Source organism: Streptomyces sp. NPDC012769 (genome assembly GCF_042901205.1).
Lineage (GTDB): Bacteria > Actinomycetota > Actinomycetes > Streptomycetales > Streptomycetaceae > Streptomyces.
Genome location: NZ_JBIBCP010000002.1, coordinates 232091 through 249227, shown reverse-complemented (window position 1 = coordinate 249227; position 17137 = coordinate 232091). Strand labels below are relative to the sequence as shown.

The following is a 17137-nucleotide window of genomic DNA, read 5'->3' as shown; positions in this document are numbered from 1 at the left end:
ATACCGTCCGATCATGGTGGACAGCAGGGACGCCGGCCCGAACGGCGAGAGCACCTTCACCGTGATCGTGGCCGCGGCGGCGAACCTCGGGATCGCCGCCGCGAAGGCCGTGGCGGGCGTGATCTCCGGATCGAGCGCGATGCTCTCCGAGGCCGCGCACTCGGTCGCCGACACGGTCACCGAGGTCATGCTCCTGACCGCGCTCAAGCGGAGCGGCAGACCCGCCGACGAGGACCATCCCCTCGGACACGGCGGCGAGCGGTACGTGTGGGCGCTGCTGGCCGCGGTCGCCACCTTCGTCGGCGGCGCGGTCTTCTCCGTGTACGACGGCGTCCACACCCTCACCCACGGCGAGGAGCCGGGCGACCCCCTCGTGTCGTACGTCGTGCTCGGCGTCGCCGCCGTCCTGGAGGGCTTCTCGCTGCGGACCGCCGTCCGGCAGGTGCGGGCCGAGGCGGACCGGCTGAACGCCCCCTTCGCCCGCTATCTGCGCCTGACCCCCGACACGACGGTCAAGGCCGTCGTCATGGAGGACTCCGCCGCCCTCGCCGGTCTGATGCTGGCGGCCGGCGGTCTGCTCGGCGGTCAGATCACCGGTTCGGGCGTCTGGGACGGCGTCGCCTCGATCCTGATCGGCGCGCTCCTGGTCTACGTGGCCTGGGTGCTGGGCCGGTCCAACGCGGAGCTCCTCGTCGGCCGGCCGCTGCCCCGCCCGATGCGGGCGGTGGTCCGCGAGGAGCTCCTCGCGGTGGAGCACGTGGTCGCCGTCCTGGACCTGACGACGCTGATCCAGGGGCCGGACGAGGTCCTGGTGGCGGCGAAGGTCGACTTCCGGGACGTGGTGACGGCGGCCGAGATCGAGCGGGCCTGCGAAGAGGCGGAGGACCGCCTCCGTGGCCGCTTCCCCGCCGTCCGTCGCGTCTACCTGGACCCGACCCCGGGCCGGCGTTGACGGCGGAGGGGACGGGGCCGGGGTCGGAGTGGGGCTCAGTCCAGCAGCCCCGCAGCGTCCAGGAGGTAGGCCGTCAGCGGCTCGTAGGAGCGCGGGTCCACGACGTGGTCGTCGAGCGGGACGGTGACCTGCATGGTGCCCTCCGCCTCCGCGAGGAACAGCGCCGGGTCGTTGCAGTCGGCGTAGCCGACGGAGTCGACGCCCCGCTGGGCCGCGCGTCCCGCCCAGCCGTGGTCGGCGACGACGAGGTCCGGCGCGGGTTCGCCGAGGGTCTCCAGGCCGTCCAGGATCGCGTTCATGGGCTCCGGGGAGTGGGTGTGCCACAGGGTGGCGCCCCGCTCGAAGACGGCGACGTCGGCGAACTGCACCACGTACCCCTCGTCGGCCACCAGCCCGCCGGGGATGCGGACGATCTCGCAGCCGCGGGCCCGCAGCGCCGCCGCGACCCGGCTGTGCGCGTCGATCAGGGCGCCGGGGTGGCCGGTCGCGAAGAGCACCCGCTCCTTCCCGGCGGCGGCCTTCCGCAGCCGCGCGGCCATGCGGTCGAGGGCGTCGACGGTCAGCTCCGGGTCGATGGTGTCCTGCCCGGTGCGGTGCGCCGGGTCGTCGACGACGCCGCACCGCTCGGCCATCACCGCGAGCACGTCCTGCTCGTCGCTCCACCGGTCGCCGAACTCCAGGCCGAGCCAGTAGTGCCGGTCGCCGTTGGCGAGCTTCCGGTAGTGGCTGAGGTTGTTGTCGCGGGGAGTGGCGACGTCCCCGGCGATACGGGTCCGGAGGAGGTGCTCGACGAGTGCGGCGCGGCTGAGTATCGGCATGCCCCCCATTCTGCCGGGCGCCCGCCCCGCCCCGTACGCCGTTTCCGCTCGGCGGGGCGGCGCCCGCGTGCGTCAGGTGCCCAGGGCTCCGAGCGCGCCGTGGGCCAGGTTGCGCAGGAGGGTCTCCATGGCCGGGCGGCCGAGGGGGGCGCCGAGGTGGGGGGTGGAGTTGAGGAGGCCGAAGACCGCGTGGACGGCGGCGCGGACCTGGGGTTCGCCGGCGTCGGGGTAGAGCTCGCGCACGACGGCGACCCACAGCTCGACGTACTGCCGCTGGAGCTGCCGGACCCGCTTGCGGTCCTCGTCCTTGAGGCGGTCGAGCTCGCGGTCGTGGAGGGTGATGAGGGGCCGGTCGTCGAGGGCGAAGTCGATGTGGCCGTCGATGAGGGAGCCGAGCACGGCGCGCGGGTCGCCGTCCGACTCGGCCACCCGCAGCCGGCCGCCGTCGAGGAGCCGCTCGCTGATGCCGACGAGCAGCTCCGCGAGCATCGCGTCCTTGCCGGGGAAGTGGCGGTAGAGGCCGGGGCCGCTGATGCCGACCGCGGCTCCTATCTCGTCCACGCCCACCCCGTGGAAGCCGCGCTCGGCGAACAGACGGGCGGCCTCCTTGAGGATCTGCTCGCGTCGCGTCGGGGCGTCGGTGCGGCCGGTCGGGGTCGGAGTGGTGGTCATGGATTCGATTCTAGACAACCCGGTTAGCGGTCGTTAACCTGAGCCGCATACGACATGCGTTAACGCTCATTAACCGAGCAAGGGAGCTCGAGGGATGCAGCAGGCACCTGTGCTGACGAGCGCGGCGGATCCCGCGTCCGCGGCCTGGCAGGCCAATGAGGCGGCCCATCACGAGCTGGCCGCGACCCTGCGCGCCAAGCTCGCCGCGGCCGCGCTCGGCGGCGGTGAGAAGGCCCGCGCCCGGCACACCGCGCGCGGCAAGCTGCTGCCGCGCGACCGCGTGGACACGCTTCTCGACCCGGGCTCGCCGTTCCTGGAGCTGGCCCCGCTCGCGGCGCACGGGATGTACGGCGACCAGGCCCCGGCGGCCGGCGTGATCGCGGGCATCGGCCGGGTCAGCGGGCGCGAGTGCGTGATCGTCGCCAACGACGCGACGGTCAAGGGCGGCACGTACTACCCGATGACGGTCAAGAAGCACCTGCGCGCCCAGGAGGTGGCGCTGGAGAACCGTCTCCCCTGCCTCTACCTGGTCGACTCCGGCGGCGCCTTCCTGCCGATGCAGGACGAGGTCTTCCCGGACCGCGAGCACTTCGGCCGGATCTTCTACAACCAGGCCCGGATGTCCGGGGCCGGCATCCCGCAGATCGCGGCGGTCCTCGGCTCCTGCACGGCCGGCGGGGCCTACGTCCCGGCGATGAGCGACGAGGCCGTGATCGTCCGCGAGCAGGGCACGATCTTCCTGGGCGGCCCGCCGCTGGTGAAGGCGGCGACCGGCGAGGTCGTGACGGCGGAGGAGCTCGGCGGCGGCGAGGTCCACTCCCGGATCTCCGGCGTCACCGACCACCTGGCCGAGGACGACGCCCACGCGCTGCGGATCGTGCGCAACATCGTCGCGACCCTGCCCGAGCGCGGCCCGCTGCCCTGGTCGGTGGAGCCCGTCGAGGAGCCCAAGGTCGACCCGTACGGGCTGTACGGGGCCGTGCCGGTGGACTCCCGCACCCCGTACGACGTGCGCGAGGTGATCGCCCGGGTGGTGGACGGCTCGCGCTTCCAGGAGTTCAAGGCCGAGTACGGGCAGACCCTGGTCACCGGCTTCGCCCGGATCCACGGGCACCCGGTCGGCATCGTCGCCAACAACGGCATCCTGTTCGCCGAGTCCGCCCAGAAGGGCGCGCACTTCATCGAGCTGTGCGACCAGCGCGGGATCCCGCTGGTCTTCCTGCAGAACATCACCGGCTTCATGGTCGGCAAGGCGTACGAGCACGGCGGCATCGCCAAGCACGGTGCCAAGATGGTGACGGCGGTGGCCACCACGCGCGTGCCGAAGCTGACGGTCGTCGTCGGCGGCTCCTTCGGCGCCGGCAACTACTCGATGTGCGGCCGGGCCTACTCCCCCCGCTTCCTGTGGATGTGGCCCAACGCCAAGATCTCGGTGATGGGCGGCGAGCAGGCCGCCTCCGTCCTCGCCACCGTCAAGCGCGACCAGCTCGGCGACGCGTGGAGCGCCGAGGAGGAAGAGGCCTTCAAGGCCCCGATCCGCGAGCAGTACGAGACGCAGGGCAGCGCCTACTACGCGACCGCCCGGCTGTGGGACGACGGCGTGATCGACCCGCTGGACACCCGGCAGGTCCTCGGTCTGGCCCTGACCGCCTGTGCCAACGCGCCCCTGGGTGACCCCCAGTTCGGCGTCTTCCGGATGTGAGGGACTCCCCGACGATGCAGTCTCAGACGCAGCACATGTTCGACACCGTCCTCGTGGCCAACCGGGGCGAGATCGCCGTCCGCGTCATCCGCACCCTGCGGGAGATGGGGGTGCGCTCGGTGGCCGTGTACAGCGACGCGGACGCCGACGCCCGGCACGTGCGGGAAGCGGACACGGCGGTACGGATCGGGCCCGCGCCGGCCTCGGAGTCGTACCTCTCGATCCCCGCCCTGCTCGACGCGGCCGCCCGCACCGGCGCGCAGGCCGTCCACCCCGGCTACGGGTTCCTCGCGGAGAACGCGGGCTTCGCCCGGGCCTGCGCGGACGCCGGCCTCGTCTTCATCGGGCCGTCCGCCGAGGCGATCTCCCTGATGGGCGACAAGATCCGGGCCAAGGAGACCGTGCGGGCGGCCGGCGTCCCGGTCGTCCCCGGCGCCGCCGATCCCGAACTGGAGGCGGCCGCCCGGGAGCTGGGCGCCCCGGTGCTGCTCAAGCCCTCGGCGGGCGGCGGCGGCAAGGGCATGCGCCTGGTGCGGGACCTCGCCGTCCTCACCGACGAGATCGCGGCGGCGCGGCGCGAGGCCCGGTCCTCCTTCGGCGACGACACGCTGCTCGTGGAGCGGTGGATCGACCGCCCCCGGCACATCGAGATCCAGGTCCTCGCCGACGCGCACGGCAACGTCGTGCACCTCGGCGAGCGCGAGTGCTCGCTGCAGCGCCGCCACCAGAAGATCATCGAGGAGGCGCCGAGCGTCCTGCTCGACGAGGAGATCCGCTCCGCGATGGGCGCGGCGGCGGTCGAGGCGGCGCGCTCGTGCGGCTATGTCGGCGCGGGGACGGTGGAGTTCATCGTCCCGGGCGGCGACCCCTCCTCGTACTACTTCATGGAGATGAACACCCGCCTCCAGGTCGAGCACCCGGTCACCGAGCTGATCACGGGCCTCGACCTGGTCGAGTGGCAGCTGCGGGTCGCGGCCGGCGAGCCGCTGTCCTTCTCCCAGGAGGACGTCCGGCTGGACGGCTGGGCGATCGAGGCCCGCATCTGCGCCGAGGACCCGGCGCGCGGCTTCCTGCCGTCCGGCGGCACGGTGCTCGCGCTGAACGAACCGGCCGGCACGGGCGTACGGACGGACTCCGGCCTCTCGGAGGGCACGGAGGTCTCGTCCCTCTACGACCCGATGCTGTCGAAGGTCATCGTCCACGCGCCGGACCGCCCCACGGCCCTGCGCAAGCTGCGCGCGGCCCTCGGGGAGCTGGTCACCCTCGGCGTCCCGACGAACGCGGGCTTCCTGCGCCGGCTGCTCGCCCACCCGGACGTCGTCTCCGGCGACCTCGACACGGGGCTCGTCGAGCGGGACGCGGAGAGCCTGGTCGTCTCCGGGGTGCCGGAGGAGGTGTACGCGGCGGCGGCGCTGGTACGTCTTTTCCCGGCCGCCCCGGCCGGCACCGGCTCCTCGTGGCGCGACCCGTTCGACGCCCGCACGGGCTGGCGTCTCGGCGGCACCCCGGCCTGGACGGTGCTGCACTTCCGCGTCCCCGGCCACGAGCCGGTCGCGGTGCGCGCCCGGGGCGCGGCACGGAGCGCGGAGCTGCTCCTCGGCGAGGACACCGACGCCGTCTCCGCCGCCCTGGCCGGTGACGCCACCGGCTCCGCGCTGGTCGTGACCGTGGACGGCGTCACCCACCGCTTCACCGTCGCCGCCTCCCCGGAGGGGCTCTGGCTCGGCCGGGACGGCGACTCCTGGCACGTGCTCGACTACGACCCGGTCGCCGCCGCGCTCTCCGGCGCCCGGCACGGCGGGGCCGACACGCTCGCCGCGCCGATGCCCGGGACCGTCACGGTCGTGAAGGTCGCGGTCGGGGACGAGGTGGAGGCCGGACAGAGCCTGCTGGTCGTCGAGGCGATGAAGATGGAGCACGTCATCTCCGCCCCGCACGCCGGCACCGTCACCGAGCTGGACGTCACGCCCGGCACGACCGTCGCCATGGACCAGGTCCTGGCCGTGGTGACGCCCCGCGACGAGGAGGACGCATGACCACCGGCCTGCCGATGACCGTGGCCGATCCGGCGCTGCCCGCCCGGGTCCGGATCCACGAGGTCGGGGCCCGTGACGGGCTCCAGAACGAGAAGACGGCCGTCCCGACGGAGGTGAAGGCCGAGTTCGTCCGGCGGCTCGCCGCCGCCGGTCTTTCCACGATCGAGGCGACCAGTTTCGTGCACCCCAAGTGGGTGCCCCAACTGGCCGACGCCGAGGAACTGTTCCCGCAGGTCCGGGACCTGCCGGTGCGGCTGCCCGTGCTCGTGCCCAACGAGCGGGGCCTCGACCGGGCCCTCGCCCTCGGCGCCCGGGAGGTCGCCGTCTTCGCCTCGGCCACCGAGTCCTTCGCGAAGGCCAACCTCAACCGGACCGTCGACGAGGCACTCGCCATGTTCGCGCCGACCGTCACCCGGGCCATAGAGGCCGGACTCAAGGTCCGCGGCTATCTGTCGATGTGCTTCGGCGACCCCTGGGAGGGCGCCGTCCCGATCGAGCAGGTCGTCCGCGTCACCAAGGCCCTCGCCGACATGGGCTGCGACGAGCTCAGCCTCGGCGACACCATCGGCGTCGCCACGCCCGGCCACGTCCAGGCGCTGCTCGCGGCCCTGAACGAGGCCGGCGTGCCCACCTCCCGTATCGCCGTGCACTTCCACGACACCTACGGGCAGGCCCTCTCCAACACGCTCGCCGCGCTCCGGCACGGCGTGACCACGGTCGACGCGTCCGCCGGCGGCCTCGGCGGCTGCCCGTACGCGAAGTCCGCGACCGGCAATCTCGCCACCGAGGACCTCGTGTGGATGCTCGACGGTCTCGGCATCGAGACCGGGGTCGATCTGGCCAGACTCACCGCCACGAGCGCGTGGATGGCCGAACACCTGGGCAGGCCCAGCCCGTCCCGTACCGTCCGCGCCCTCTCCCACAAGGAGTGACGAAACCCATGTCCCTCGACCACCGGCTCTCCGAAGAGCACGAGGAACTCCGCCGCACCGTCGAGGAGTTCGCCCACGACGTCGTGGCGCCGAAGATCGGCGACTACTACGAGCGGCACGAGTTCCCGTACGAGATCGTCGCCGAGATGGGCCGCATGGGCCTGTTCGGCCTGCCGTTCCCCGAGGAGTACGGGGGCATGGGCGGCGACTACCTGGCGCTCGGCATCGCCCTGGAGGAGCTGGCCCGGGTCGACTCCTCGGTCGCCATCACCCTGGAGGCGGGCGTCTCGCTGGGCGCGATGCCGGTCTACCGCTTCGGCACGGAGGAGCAGAAGCGCGCCTGGCTGCCGAAGCTGTGCTCCGGCGAGATGCTGGGCGCGTTCGGGCTGACCGAGCCGGGCGCCGGCTCGGACGCGGGCGGCACCCGCACCACCGCCGTCCGGGACGGCGACCACTGGGTCATCAACGGCTCCAAGTGCTTCATCACCAACTCCGGTACGGACATCACCGGCCTGGTGACGGTCACGGCGGTCACCGGCCGCAAGCCGGACGGCAAGCCGCTGATCTCCTCGATCATCGTGCCCTCGGGCACGCCCGGCTTCACGGTCGCGGCCCCGTACTCGAAGGTCGGCTGGAACGCCTCGGACACCCGCGAGCTGTCCTTCGACGACGTGCGGGTCCCGGTGGAGAACCTCCTCGGCGAGGAGGGCCGCGGCTACGCGCAGTTCCTGCGGATCCTGGACGAGGGCCGGATCGCGATCGCGGCGCTGGCGACGGGGCTCGCGCAGGGCTGTGTGGACGAGTCGGTGAAGTACGCGAAGGAACGTCACGCCTTCGGCCGTCCGATCGCCGACAACCAGGCCATCCAGTTCAAGATCGCCGACATGGAGACCCGGGCCCACATGGCCCGCATCGGCTGGCGCGACGCGGCCTCCCGGCTCGTCCTCGGCGAGCCCTTCAAGAAGGAGGCGGCGATCGCGAAGCTGTACTCCTCCACGGTGGCCGTCGACAACGCCCGCGAGGCCACCCAGATCCACGGCGGCTACGGCTTCATGAACGAGTACCCGGTGGCCCGCATGTGGCGCGACTCCAAGATCCTGGAGATCGGCGAGGGCACGAGCGAGGTCCAGCGGATGCTGATCGCGCGGGAGCTGGGGCTGGGCGGCTGAACCGGCTGAGTCGTACGAGGGCCCGGCCCCCAGCGCGCCGACAACGCGCTCCGGGGGCCGGGCCGCTCAGGCGCGAACCCCCGCGACGAAGGCGCCCCACGCCCGCGGCGTGAATATCAGGACCGCCCCGTCCGGCGTCTTGCTGTCACGCACGGGAACGGCGCCGCCGCTGAGACCGTCGGCGACTTCAAGGCACTCGTTGTTGCCGCCGCTGTACGTGCTCTTGCGCCAGCGCGTACACGTGAGGTCGGGCAGCGGGCGGCGAGGGGTGGTCATGGTCCGTGCTCCTTGGCTCATGCCCTGCGTACGGGGCGAAATTGCGCCGCGAACGGGGCCCACGCGTCAGCGGCGAAGTGAAGTGCGGGACCGCTGGGGTTCTTGCTGTCGCGCACGACCACCGCTCCTGGAAGGTAGCCCGCCTCGACGCAGTTGCTGTTGGCTCCGCTGTGGCTCGACTTGCGCCACGCCACAGCAAGGGTGGACGCGTCCTGGGTGACCACGCGCACGGTCATGCCTCCTTTTTCCTGGCAGCGATGAGCGCCAGCGATTGATCGAACGAGAGGGCGGATGCGGTCAGCCGCTCGAAGGCCTCCGTGTATTCGCCCACTTCGGTGGGCTCCTCGATGTAGAGGCTGCTGTTCAGGTGCTCCAGCAGCACGACGTCCATGCCTGGCCGTCCGAAGCCCAGGAGTGCGAAACCGCCTATGGCGCCTGGGTGCAGCTCGGCGTCGCCGGGGAGTACCTGAATCGTCACATGGGGATACTCGGCCACATCGAGAAGGCGCTGCAACTGGTCCCTCATGACGCCAGGTCCGGGGGCGCGGGCGGTCAGGGCGGCTTCGTGGATGATCGCGCGCAGTTTCAGTGGGTTGGGCCGCGTGACCGTCGCCCCCCTGCCGGTGGGCGACGGTCACGCTGCTTCTCACGGCGTCGTGCCGGGGCACCACAGCGGGGACCCACGCCCGTGGCCCCCGCGGCCCGGCCTGATCACTTCAGGCGGCGGCCCTTCACCGTGCCGACGAACGACGCCCAGGCGTCCGCCCCGAAGACCAGATGGGGCCCTGCGGCCGCCTTGCTGTCCCGCACCGGCACGGCGCCCGGAAGACCGTCCGAGACCTCGACGCACTGCCCGTTCCCGCTGCTGTAACTGCTGCTGCGCCACGCGAGCGTAGCCGGTTCGTACCCCATTCCCCGCACCTTCTCTCACTCTCTCCCTTCCGCAAGCCCAGTCAGCAGGTCTGGAGCGGAGCGAGTACCCAGCCCGTCGAGGCGATGACGAACCGACTCACCGTCTCGGGACCATCTGCCGGTCCGCCACGGTGATCTGTGTAGGCGGAGGTGTCGACTGATGTTGGCGCCCCCTGTGGTGCCCCGCTCCGGGTGACCCCGCGGCCGGGGGCCGGTGTTCTCTGGGCCGCCCGGCGGCTGGTCCTGGCAGGGGCGCTGGGATTGAACGTCGACACGCGGGCTGTTCGGCCACGAGGCTCGTTTACGCCTGTACCGCTGCCGACGCTCGCTCCAGCCGGGAGTGGTGTGCGTCGACAGCGGCCGGACCTGATTTGTTCTACTTCACCGTGACGGTGCCGGTGAGGATGCGGTGATCCGAGCAGGCCCCCTGCGTGCAGTTGGTGGCGATGGCCAGGGAGTCCGCGCTGTAGCTGCCCGGGGCGTCGAGGGACGCCTCTGTCACGAAGATGTAGTCGATCTTTTCCTTGTTCTCGTTACCCAGCGGGAGTTCTGTGCAAGCGGACGACTTCTTCACATTGGGGTCGTCCGCTGTCCATTCTCCGTACCCGAGGCAGTTGGCGCTGTCGTTGTCGTCCAGCTCCCGGAACCTCCCGGTGTTCCCGCTGTTGGCCGTTGAGGCCAAGCTGGCCGAGTAGTACGTGTTGAGTGTCCAGCGGTGAGGCTCCACGTTGAAGTCGCCCGCTATCATCACGGTCTCGCCTGCGGTGGCCCAGGCATCGATCTGAACCTGAACAGCCCGCAGCTGAGCCACCTTGTCGGCGTCCGTCACACCGTTGCCGACAGGCGCGATGTGAGTCGTGCAGAATCGAGTCTTGGGTCGGTCGATGACCGGTGCGCAGAGCAGGTTCCGCTGCTCGGATGAGGGGTCGTCGGGCAGTGGGATCCGGACGGCCTGACCAAGCTCGTACTTGCTGAAGATCGCGTTTCCGTACGCCCCTTCGCCGCACACACCGCTGTTCGCGGCAATGCTGGGCTCGAAGCGAGCGAAGTTGTCGGGGTTCTTCGCCCACCCTGCCGCACGCAGCTTGGCGACAAGGTCCACCCACTGCGCGTGGCAGAGCTCGTTGAACGAAGCGAATTCGATGTCACGGTTGATGATCGACGCCACTGCCCCGTCCACCATGCCTGTATCCGCTTTTCCGTCATTGAGCACATGCCCGGACACGTTCCAGTGCCAGATGGTGTATATGTTGTCGTTCGTGTCGGCCTGCGCCGCGGCCGCAGGCAGCAGCGTGGCGAACAACGACCCCACGAGGGCGATCCGGACACGACTGAACCATCCCACAGGTTTCCTCCCCTTGATCCATCCGGCTCTCCCGAGCCCGGCACCGTTGGGCACGGCAAGCGAGATGATCTTAAGGGCGCTCTGCGCAAGGGTCATCCGCCGAACCTGATATTACGGACCGATGTAGTCGGTTGACTGGCCATGAAGCGCCGCCCGCAAGAGCCCTGTTGCCTGTTGTGGTCTTCCTTCCAGGCCGGCAGTTCGCTCCGCAATTCGCTTTTCGCCGCCTCGGACACGTGGAGGGCGGTGAGGATAAGGTCGACCTCCTGGACGGAGGGGCGGACCTTCTCGTTCTCGATCTGCGACATGGACCCCGCGCGCCATGGCCTCCTCGTCCAGCGGACGCGAGGCGTCGAGGCTGCGCTGCAAAGGGCACAGCGGCAGGCAGAGATCTGTCTCGGTATGCTCGGTATTCGGCCGGCCGGTCGTTGGCCAACAGTTCCCCGCCAACGAACGCGCCCCTTCGGTGCAGTGCATCCGATACACGTGCCGATCGTCGAACAAACACAATTCTTCGGTGAGCGGCGATGTCAGGACATGGACGCGGGATACTGCTTTCCCTTGTCCGTCATGAAGCGCACCCATAAATTGCCGTACCACTCAAGGCCCATGCCCCCTCCCGCCAAGAAGTGGGCCATCTCCTCCCGCTCTTCTTCCACGTCGTAGGCGCCAGGGTTTCGAGGCGGAAGGCGGTCCGCTCGAAGATTCCGAAGAGTCGACCGACAGCTCACACCAGTCCCCGGGGTGCGGTCTCGGTCGGTGGGCGGGCCACCGCTCGGGCCCGTTGTACACCCCCCGGTGTGCGACGGGCCTGAGGCGTGTCACAGCCAGCCGCGTTGCGCCGCCTTCAGGCCGGCCTCGAAGCGGCTGGTGGCGTTGAGGCGTTCCATCAGGGCGGCCATCTGGCGGCGGACGGTGCGGACGGAGATGCCCAGGCGTTTGCCCGCGCCCTCGTCCGTGAGGCCGGAGGCCAGGAGGCGCAGGAGCTCGCGGTCTCCGGCCGTGATGCCGTCGTCGGGCCGCTGCCGGTGGTCGGCGCCGAGGGGGACCGCCGTCTCCCAGGTCTGCTCGAAGAGCGACACGAGCGAGGCGACGATCCCGGAGGAGGAGGTGCACAGGGCGCCGAGGCGGGAGTTCTCCGGGTCGATGGGGACGAGGGCGACCCGTCGGTCGAAGATCAGCATGCGGGGCGGCAGCACCGGGCTCGTCCGCACCAGGCCGCCGCGCTCGGTCGTCCACTGGGCGTAGGCCAGGGTCGGCCCGTCGTTGCGGACGCTGTCCTGGTACACCGCCCTCAGGTGGACACCGCGCGCCATGGCCTCCTCGTCCAGCGGGCGCGAGGCGTCGAGGCTGCGCTGTGACTGCGCCCCGCCGGGGATGATCGACAGGCATTCCTGGGTGAGGCCGCGGGTCAGCACCTCCAGGCGGTCCTGGATCGCGTCGAGACCGACCAGCCGCTCCGCCTGCTCGGTCTCCGTGTTCGGCCGCAGGTGCGCGTACTCGGCGACCGCGCGGGCCACAGCGGCCTTGCTCTGGGCCAGTTGCTCCTGGCGGCGGGCCAGATCGGCCTCCTGCCGCCGGATCATGGTGTCCAGGCCGACGTCGGGCGAGACGGCCCGCAGGCCCCCCGCGGAGTCCCGCGACGGCGTCAGGAGGTCGAGGTCGACGAGCCGGTCGAGGGCGTCCCGCACCCGGCCCTCGGTCATCCCGAGCCGGGCCGCCAGGTCCTCCACCCCGCCGGCCGGTGCCGACAGCATCGCCCGGTAGACGGACTCCTCTTCGACGTCGAGCCCCAGAACTTCCAGCACTTCAACCCCCCCATGGGTTGTTTCCAGCCTGATTGCGCAGGAGACATCTGATCTTGAAGACCAGCCCGACGCAAGAGCGATCCGTCCTCAAGCTGCCAGGCAGCTTGAGGACACCCGGCAGCCCTTCCGGGGGTGCTGACCAGGGCGGCAAGGTAGTGGTCACGAGGACGGCGGCGGGAGAAAAGCCCCCGACGCCCCACCGCTCACCACCACTTGGAAGGAACCGTCATGTCCCGCATCTCCCGCCTCATCGCCGCCACCGGGCTCGTCGTTCTGGTCTCCGTCGGCGCCGCCGCCACCGCCCACGCGGCCGGCACCCCCGAGGTGATCGGCTGGGACTCGGTCCAGGCCTCCGCCACGACCGGCGACGACGTCATCGGCTCGGACTCCACCCCCACCGGCACCGACGTCATCGGCTGGGACTGACCCCGATGCGCGTGGTTCTGGCCTCGCTGACAAGGACGTCCGAGAGCCCCCACCGTGCCGAGACCCTCGCCGTCGTCACCGATCTCCTGTGGGCGCACGCGCTCCCCGAGGACGGCCTGGAGCACGTGAAACCACGCCCGACCGACTGCGGTATCGACCTCTACCTCTTCGTCCGCGCCGAGGGTGACGATCCGGCCGTCGCACAGATGCGCCCGCTCCTCGACCGCGCCCGGCGCTCGATCGCCGCGCAGGGGTACGCGCTCCCCGCCCACTGACGGCGCACGGAGCGCCCGGCCCCCGGCCCGCCTCCTCGGCCCGCCCCGTCCTCGTCTTCGCTTTCCGTCTCCTCTTCTCCCGCCGTCTCCTCTTCTCCCGCCGTCGCCTCGACCCACACGGCGCCCCGCCTCTGTCCGGCGCCCCCTCGCACTTCTCTCACCCACCCCTTCCCAGGGCACCGCCATGCCCTTCGCCAGGAGGACCTCCATGTCCCGCACCGCCCTGCCCCGCACCGTCAAGACCGGCCTCGCCTCCCTCGTCGTCGCCGCCGCGCTGACCGGCCTCGCCACCGTCCCGGCCTTCGCCGACGAGTTCACGGACATGGCGAACACCGCCCTGAGCCAGAACGGCAACGGCCCCTGCGCCGGAGGCGGCTACGACAACAACCTCAACCAGAACAACAGCTGCGACGGCTACGGCGGTCAATCACACGCCTGGTGCGCCGACTTCGTCGGCTGGGTCTGGTCGAAGTACAACGTCAAGGGTCAGAGCATCCTCACCGACGCCGCGTCCAGCTTCTACAAGTACGGCCAGACGTACGGCACCCTCTCCAGCACCCCGCACGTCGGCGACGCGGTCGTCTACGGCTACAACAACGGCTGGGCCCAGCACGTGGCCATCGTGACCGGTGTCAGCAACGGCGTCGTCACCATCACCGGCGGCAACCAGAGTCACTCCTCCAACCCGGAGGGCATGGTCTCCACCGCCTCCACCACGTCCTACCGCGTCGGCCAGGCCCCCTGGGGCCAGGTGATCAGCGGCTACATCTCCCCGGTGCTCCAGCAGGCCACCCCGCCCAAGGTCACCCTCTCCGGCGCCACCGGCACCATCTCCGGCCTCGCCAACCTGTCCGCGTCCGTCACCGCCGGCACCTACGGCGTCGCCTCCGTGCAGTACTACGTCGACGGCGAGCCGGTCAGCGGCAAGCTCACCAAGGCCCCGTACGGCTTCGCCCTCGACACGAGTCGCTTCCCGGACGGCAAGCACACCGTCACCGCCGAGGTCACGGACGTCAACGGCAACACCGGCGCCTCCCGCTCCCAGATCATCACCTCCAACGGCGAGGCCACGTCCACCTTCCACGCCGACTTCAACGGCGACGGCAAGGCCGACATCGGCGTCCTGTACGACTACGGGCAGGAGGCGAACGGCGACTACCACACCGCCCTGTGGACGTACCTGAGCAACGGCTCCGGCTTCAACCAGCCGGTCAGGGTGTGGGACAGCGTCTCCTCCGGCTTCGGCTCCTGGAACTGGGACCGCTCCAAGGTCACCACCGGTGACTTCAACGGCGACGGCAAGGACGACGTCGGCGTCCTCTACAACAACGGCCAGAACGCCGACGACGTCAACGTCACGGCGATGTGGACCTTCACCAGCACCGGCACCGGCTTCTCCGGCCCGTCGAAGAAGTGGGACAACGTCACCACCAACTTCGGCTCTTGGAACTGGAACCGCACCAAGGTCACCACCGGCGACTTCAACAACGACGGCAAGGACGACGTCGGCCTCCTCTACAACAACGGCCAGAACGCCGACAACGTCAACGTGACCGCGCTGTGGACGATGACCAGCACCGGCACCGACTTCGGCAACCCGTCGAAGAAGTGGGACAACATCTCCACCAACTTCGGCTCCTGGAACTGGGACCGCTCCAAGCTCGTCGCCGGTGACTTCAGCGGTGACGGCAGGAGCGACGTGGGCCTGCTCTACGACAACGGCCGCCAGACCGACGGCACCTACGTGACCGCCCTGTGGACCCTCAACAGCACCGGCACGGACTTCACCAACCCGTCGAAGAAGTGGGACAACGTGTCCACCAACTTCGGCTCCTGGAACTGGGACCGGTCGAAGGTGACGACCGGTGACTTCAACGGCGACGGCAAGGCCGACGTCGGTGTCCTCTACGACAACGGCCAGACCGAGGACAGCCGCAACAAGTCGGCGCTGTGGACCTTCACCAGCACCGGCAGCGACTTCACCAACCCGGCCAAGAAGTGGGACTCCGGCACCGGCAGCTGGAACGCCGACGCGAGCAAGCTGACCGCCGGCGACTTCAACGGCGACGGCAAGACCGACATCGGCGTCCTCTACGGGTACGGCCGCCAGGACGACGGCACCAACCGCACCGGCATCTGGAAGTTCACCAGCACCGGCAGCGACTTCACCAACCCGGCCATGTCCTGGGACAGCGCCGCGAGCTTCGGCAGCTGGAACTGGCAGGTCAGCAAGCTCGGCTGACGCCTGACGGCTGACGACGCCCTGACGGCCCGGCCGGCCGGATCCCTCCGGCCGGCCGGGCCATCCCCCGGGCCCTCCGAGCCCCTCCCCCTCCGCGCCCTCCTCCTCGCCCCTGGAGTCACCGCCATGTCCCGCCACTCCCGGCTGCTCACCACCGCCACCGCCCTCGTCGCCTCCGCCGGCATCGCCGGCACCCTCCTCTCCGCCACCACGGCCTCCGCCGCCTCGGTCGCCACCTGGGACAAGGTCGCCCAGTGCGAGTCGGGCGGAAACTGGTCCATCAACACCGGCAACGGCTACTACGGCGGCCTGCAGTTCTCGCAGTCGACCTGGGAGGCGTTCAACGGCACCCGTTACGCCGCCCGCGCCGATCTCGCCACCAAGCAGGAGCAGATCCTCATCGCCGAGGACGTCCTGGCGATGCAGGGCGAGAGCGCCTGGCCGCACTGTGGGCCTGCGGCCGGTCTGGGCTCGGACACTGCCGAGCCGTACCCCGACCCCGTCGTGGCGGTCGCCAAGATCGTCGGTCTGACCCACTCCACAGTGGTCGACGGCACGGTCACCTTCACCGCGACCGTGGCGGACGAGAGCAGCAAGCCGACCAAGGCCACCTTCTACGTGGACGGCGTCGCCGTCGGCACGGACACCGGCTCGGGCCCCACGTACAGCGTCTCCTTCGACACCACGACGCTGACCGACGGCGTCCACGACATCACCGTCCGGGCCGCCAACGAGGCGGGGCAGACCGGGCCAAGGTCGGAGGAGATCTTCTTCCTCACCGCAAACCGGGCTAACCACACCCAGACCAACGGCGACTTCAACGGTGACGGCAAGGACGACGTCGCCGTGCTGTACAACAGCGGAAAGCAGGCAGACGGCACGTACCGGACCGCTCTGTGGACCCTCACGTCCACGGGCTCCGGCTTCGGCCAGCCGGTCAAGAAGTGGGACAACGTCACGGCGAACCTCGGCTCCTGGAACTGGGACCGCTCAAAGACGGTCGCGGGCGACTTCAACGGCGACGGCAAGGACGACATCGGCGTCCTCTACGACAACGGCCGGCAGACCGACGGCACCAACGTGACGGCGCTGTGGACCTTCACCAGCACCGGCACCGGCTTCGCCAACCCGGTCAAGAAGTGGGACAACGTCTCCACCGGCTTCGGCTCCTGGAACTGGGACCGCTCCCGACTCACCGCCGGTGACTACACGGGTGACGGGAAGACCGACGTCGGCATCCTGTATGACAACGGACGGCAGACCGACGGCACCAGCGTCACCGCCCTGTGGACCCTCACGAGCACGGGCACCGACTTCACCAACCCGTCGAAGAAGTGGGACAACGTCTCCACCAACTTCGGCTCCTGGAACTGGGACCGGTCCAAGGTCACCTCGGGTGACTTCAACAACGACGGCAAGACCGACGTCGGCGTCCTCTACAACAACGGACGGCAGACCGACGGCACCAACGTGACCGCCCTGTGGACCCTCACGAGCACGGGCACCGACTTCACCAACCCGTCGAAGAAGTGGGACAACGTCTCCACCAACTTCGGCTCCTGGAACTGGGAC

The 17137-nt window shown here is 70.4% G+C and carries 17 protein-coding genes and 1 pseudogene; 9 read left to right on the top strand and 9 right to left on the bottom strand.

Features of this window, described 5'->3' with window-relative positions; all coding sequences use genetic code 11:
* The first annotated feature begins 13 nt into the window (after nucleotides 1-13).
* Nucleotides 14-952: a cation diffusion facilitator family transporter gene (locus tag ACFY7C_RS09995; protein ID WP_389646656.1), complete on the top strand. Its 939-nt coding sequence runs from the start codon at nucleotides 14-16 to the stop codon at nucleotides 950-952.
* A 35-nt stretch (nucleotides 953-987) separates the two neighbouring features.
* On the opposite strand, the gene ACFY7C_RS09990 is transcribed toward ACFY7C_RS09995, so the two are convergent.
* On the bottom strand, nucleotides 988-1770 hold the full coding sequence (locus ACFY7C_RS09990) for a phosphatase (RefSeq protein WP_389646654.1): 783 nt from the start codon (nucleotides 1768-1770) through the stop codon (nucleotides 988-990).
* A gap of 72 nt (nucleotides 1771-1842) precedes the next feature.
* Nucleotides 1843-2442 (bottom strand): TetR/AcrR family transcriptional regulator, encoded by a 600-nt coding sequence (locus ACFY7C_RS09985; protein WP_389646651.1) that lies wholly within the window; start codon nucleotides 2440-2442, stop codon nucleotides 1843-1845.
* A 94-nt stretch (nucleotides 2443-2536) separates the two neighbouring features.
* Here ACFY7C_RS09985 and ACFY7C_RS09980 point away from each other — a divergent pair, with 94 nt between their 5' ends.
* The 4 genes from ACFY7C_RS09980 to ACFY7C_RS09965 are packed head-to-tail and all read left to right on the top strand — an operon-like array spanning nucleotide 2537 to nucleotide 8281.
* Nucleotides 2537-4144, top strand: coding sequence for a carboxyl transferase domain-containing protein (locus ACFY7C_RS09980; RefSeq protein WP_389646648.1), 1608 nt, complete (start codon nucleotides 2537-2539; stop codon nucleotides 4142-4144).
* Between the two features lie 35 nt (nucleotides 4145-4179).
* Nucleotides 4180-6180: a biotin carboxylase N-terminal domain-containing protein gene (locus tag ACFY7C_RS09975; protein WP_389649427.1), complete on the top strand. Its 2001-nt coding sequence runs from the start codon at nucleotides 4180-4182 to the stop codon at nucleotides 6178-6180.
* The gene (locus ACFY7C_RS09970; protein WP_389646645.1) at nucleotides 6177-7112 is read left to right on the top strand and encodes a hydroxymethylglutaryl-CoA lyase; all 936 of its coding nucleotides are present in this window, start codon (nucleotides 6177-6179) and stop codon (nucleotides 7110-7112) included. The genes ACFY7C_RS09975 and ACFY7C_RS09970 overlap by 4 nt, the downstream gene beginning before the upstream one ends.
* 8 nt (nucleotides 7113-7120) lie before the next feature.
* Nucleotides 7121-8281 (top strand): acyl-CoA dehydrogenase family protein, encoded by a 1161-nt coding sequence (locus ACFY7C_RS09965; protein ID WP_352075979.1) that lies wholly within the window; start codon nucleotides 7121-7123, stop codon nucleotides 8279-8281.
* A 66-nt stretch (nucleotides 8282-8347) separates the two neighbouring features.
* Here the strand turns inward: ACFY7C_RS09965 and ACFY7C_RS09960 are convergent, their stop codons facing one another.
* From ACFY7C_RS09960 to ACFY7C_RS09930, 7 genes and pseudogenes are all read right to left on the bottom strand, one after another.
* A complete protein-coding gene (locus tag ACFY7C_RS09960; RefSeq protein WP_389646640.1) occupies nucleotides 8348-8557 on the bottom strand; it encodes a DUF397 domain-containing protein in 210 nt (69 codons plus the stop codon).
* A gap of 17 nt (nucleotides 8558-8574) precedes the next feature.
* Nucleotides 8575-8793: a DUF397 domain-containing protein gene (locus ACFY7C_RS09955; RefSeq protein ID WP_389646636.1), complete on the bottom strand. Its 219-nt coding sequence runs from the start codon at nucleotides 8791-8793 to the stop codon at nucleotides 8575-8577.
* Nucleotides 8790-9167 (bottom strand): annotated as a pseudogene (locus tag ACFY7C_RS09950) (DUF5753 domain-containing protein); the annotation flags it as partial. The gene ACFY7C_RS09955 and the pseudogene ACFY7C_RS09950, both read right to left, overlap by 4 nt.
* A gap of 101 nt (nucleotides 9168-9268) precedes the next feature.
* Nucleotides 9269-9469: a DUF397 domain-containing protein gene (locus ACFY7C_RS09945; RefSeq protein ID WP_389646633.1), complete on the bottom strand. Its 201-nt coding sequence runs from the start codon at nucleotides 9467-9469 to the stop codon at nucleotides 9269-9271.
* A 376-nt stretch (nucleotides 9470-9845) separates the two neighbouring features.
* A complete protein-coding gene (locus tag ACFY7C_RS09940) occupies nucleotides 9846-10910 on the bottom strand; it encodes an endonuclease/exonuclease/phosphatase family protein (protein WP_389646630.1) in 1065 nt (354 codons plus the stop codon).
* Nucleotides 10907-11122 (bottom strand): hypothetical protein, encoded by a 216-nt coding sequence (locus tag ACFY7C_RS09935; protein WP_389646627.1) that lies wholly within the window; start codon nucleotides 11120-11122, stop codon nucleotides 10907-10909. The genes ACFY7C_RS09940 and ACFY7C_RS09935 overlap by 4 nt, the downstream gene beginning before the upstream one ends.
* A gap of 513 nt (nucleotides 11123-11635) precedes the next feature.
* The gene (locus ACFY7C_RS09930) at nucleotides 11636-12622 is read right to left on the bottom strand and encodes a LuxR C-terminal-related transcriptional regulator (RefSeq protein ID WP_389646624.1); all 987 of its coding nucleotides are present in this window, start codon (nucleotides 12620-12622) and stop codon (nucleotides 11636-11638) included.
* Between the two features lie 228 nt (nucleotides 12623-12850).
* On the opposite strand from ACFY7C_RS09930, the gene ACFY7C_RS09925 reads away from it, so the two are divergent.
* From ACFY7C_RS09925 to ACFY7C_RS09910, 4 genes are all read left to right on the top strand, one after another.
* The gene (locus ACFY7C_RS09925; RefSeq protein WP_389646621.1) at nucleotides 12851-13048 is read left to right on the top strand and encodes a hypothetical protein; all 198 of its coding nucleotides are present in this window, start codon (nucleotides 12851-12853) and stop codon (nucleotides 13046-13048) included.
* A 5-nt stretch (nucleotides 13049-13053) separates the two neighbouring features.
* Complete coding sequence (locus ACFY7C_RS09920; RefSeq protein WP_389646618.1) at nucleotides 13054-13323, top strand: hypothetical protein; 270 nt, start codon at nucleotides 13054-13056, stop codon at nucleotides 13321-13323.
* Between the two features lie 208 nt (nucleotides 13324-13531).
* Nucleotides 13532-15565 (top strand): FG-GAP-like repeat-containing protein, encoded by a 2034-nt coding sequence (locus ACFY7C_RS09915; RefSeq protein ID WP_389646615.1) that lies wholly within the window; start codon nucleotides 13532-13534, stop codon nucleotides 15563-15565.
* A gap of 126 nt (nucleotides 15566-15691) precedes the next feature.
* The coding region (locus ACFY7C_RS09910) for a transglycosylase family protein (protein ID WP_389646612.1) at nucleotides 15692-17137 on the top strand (1446 nt) is incomplete at its 3' end.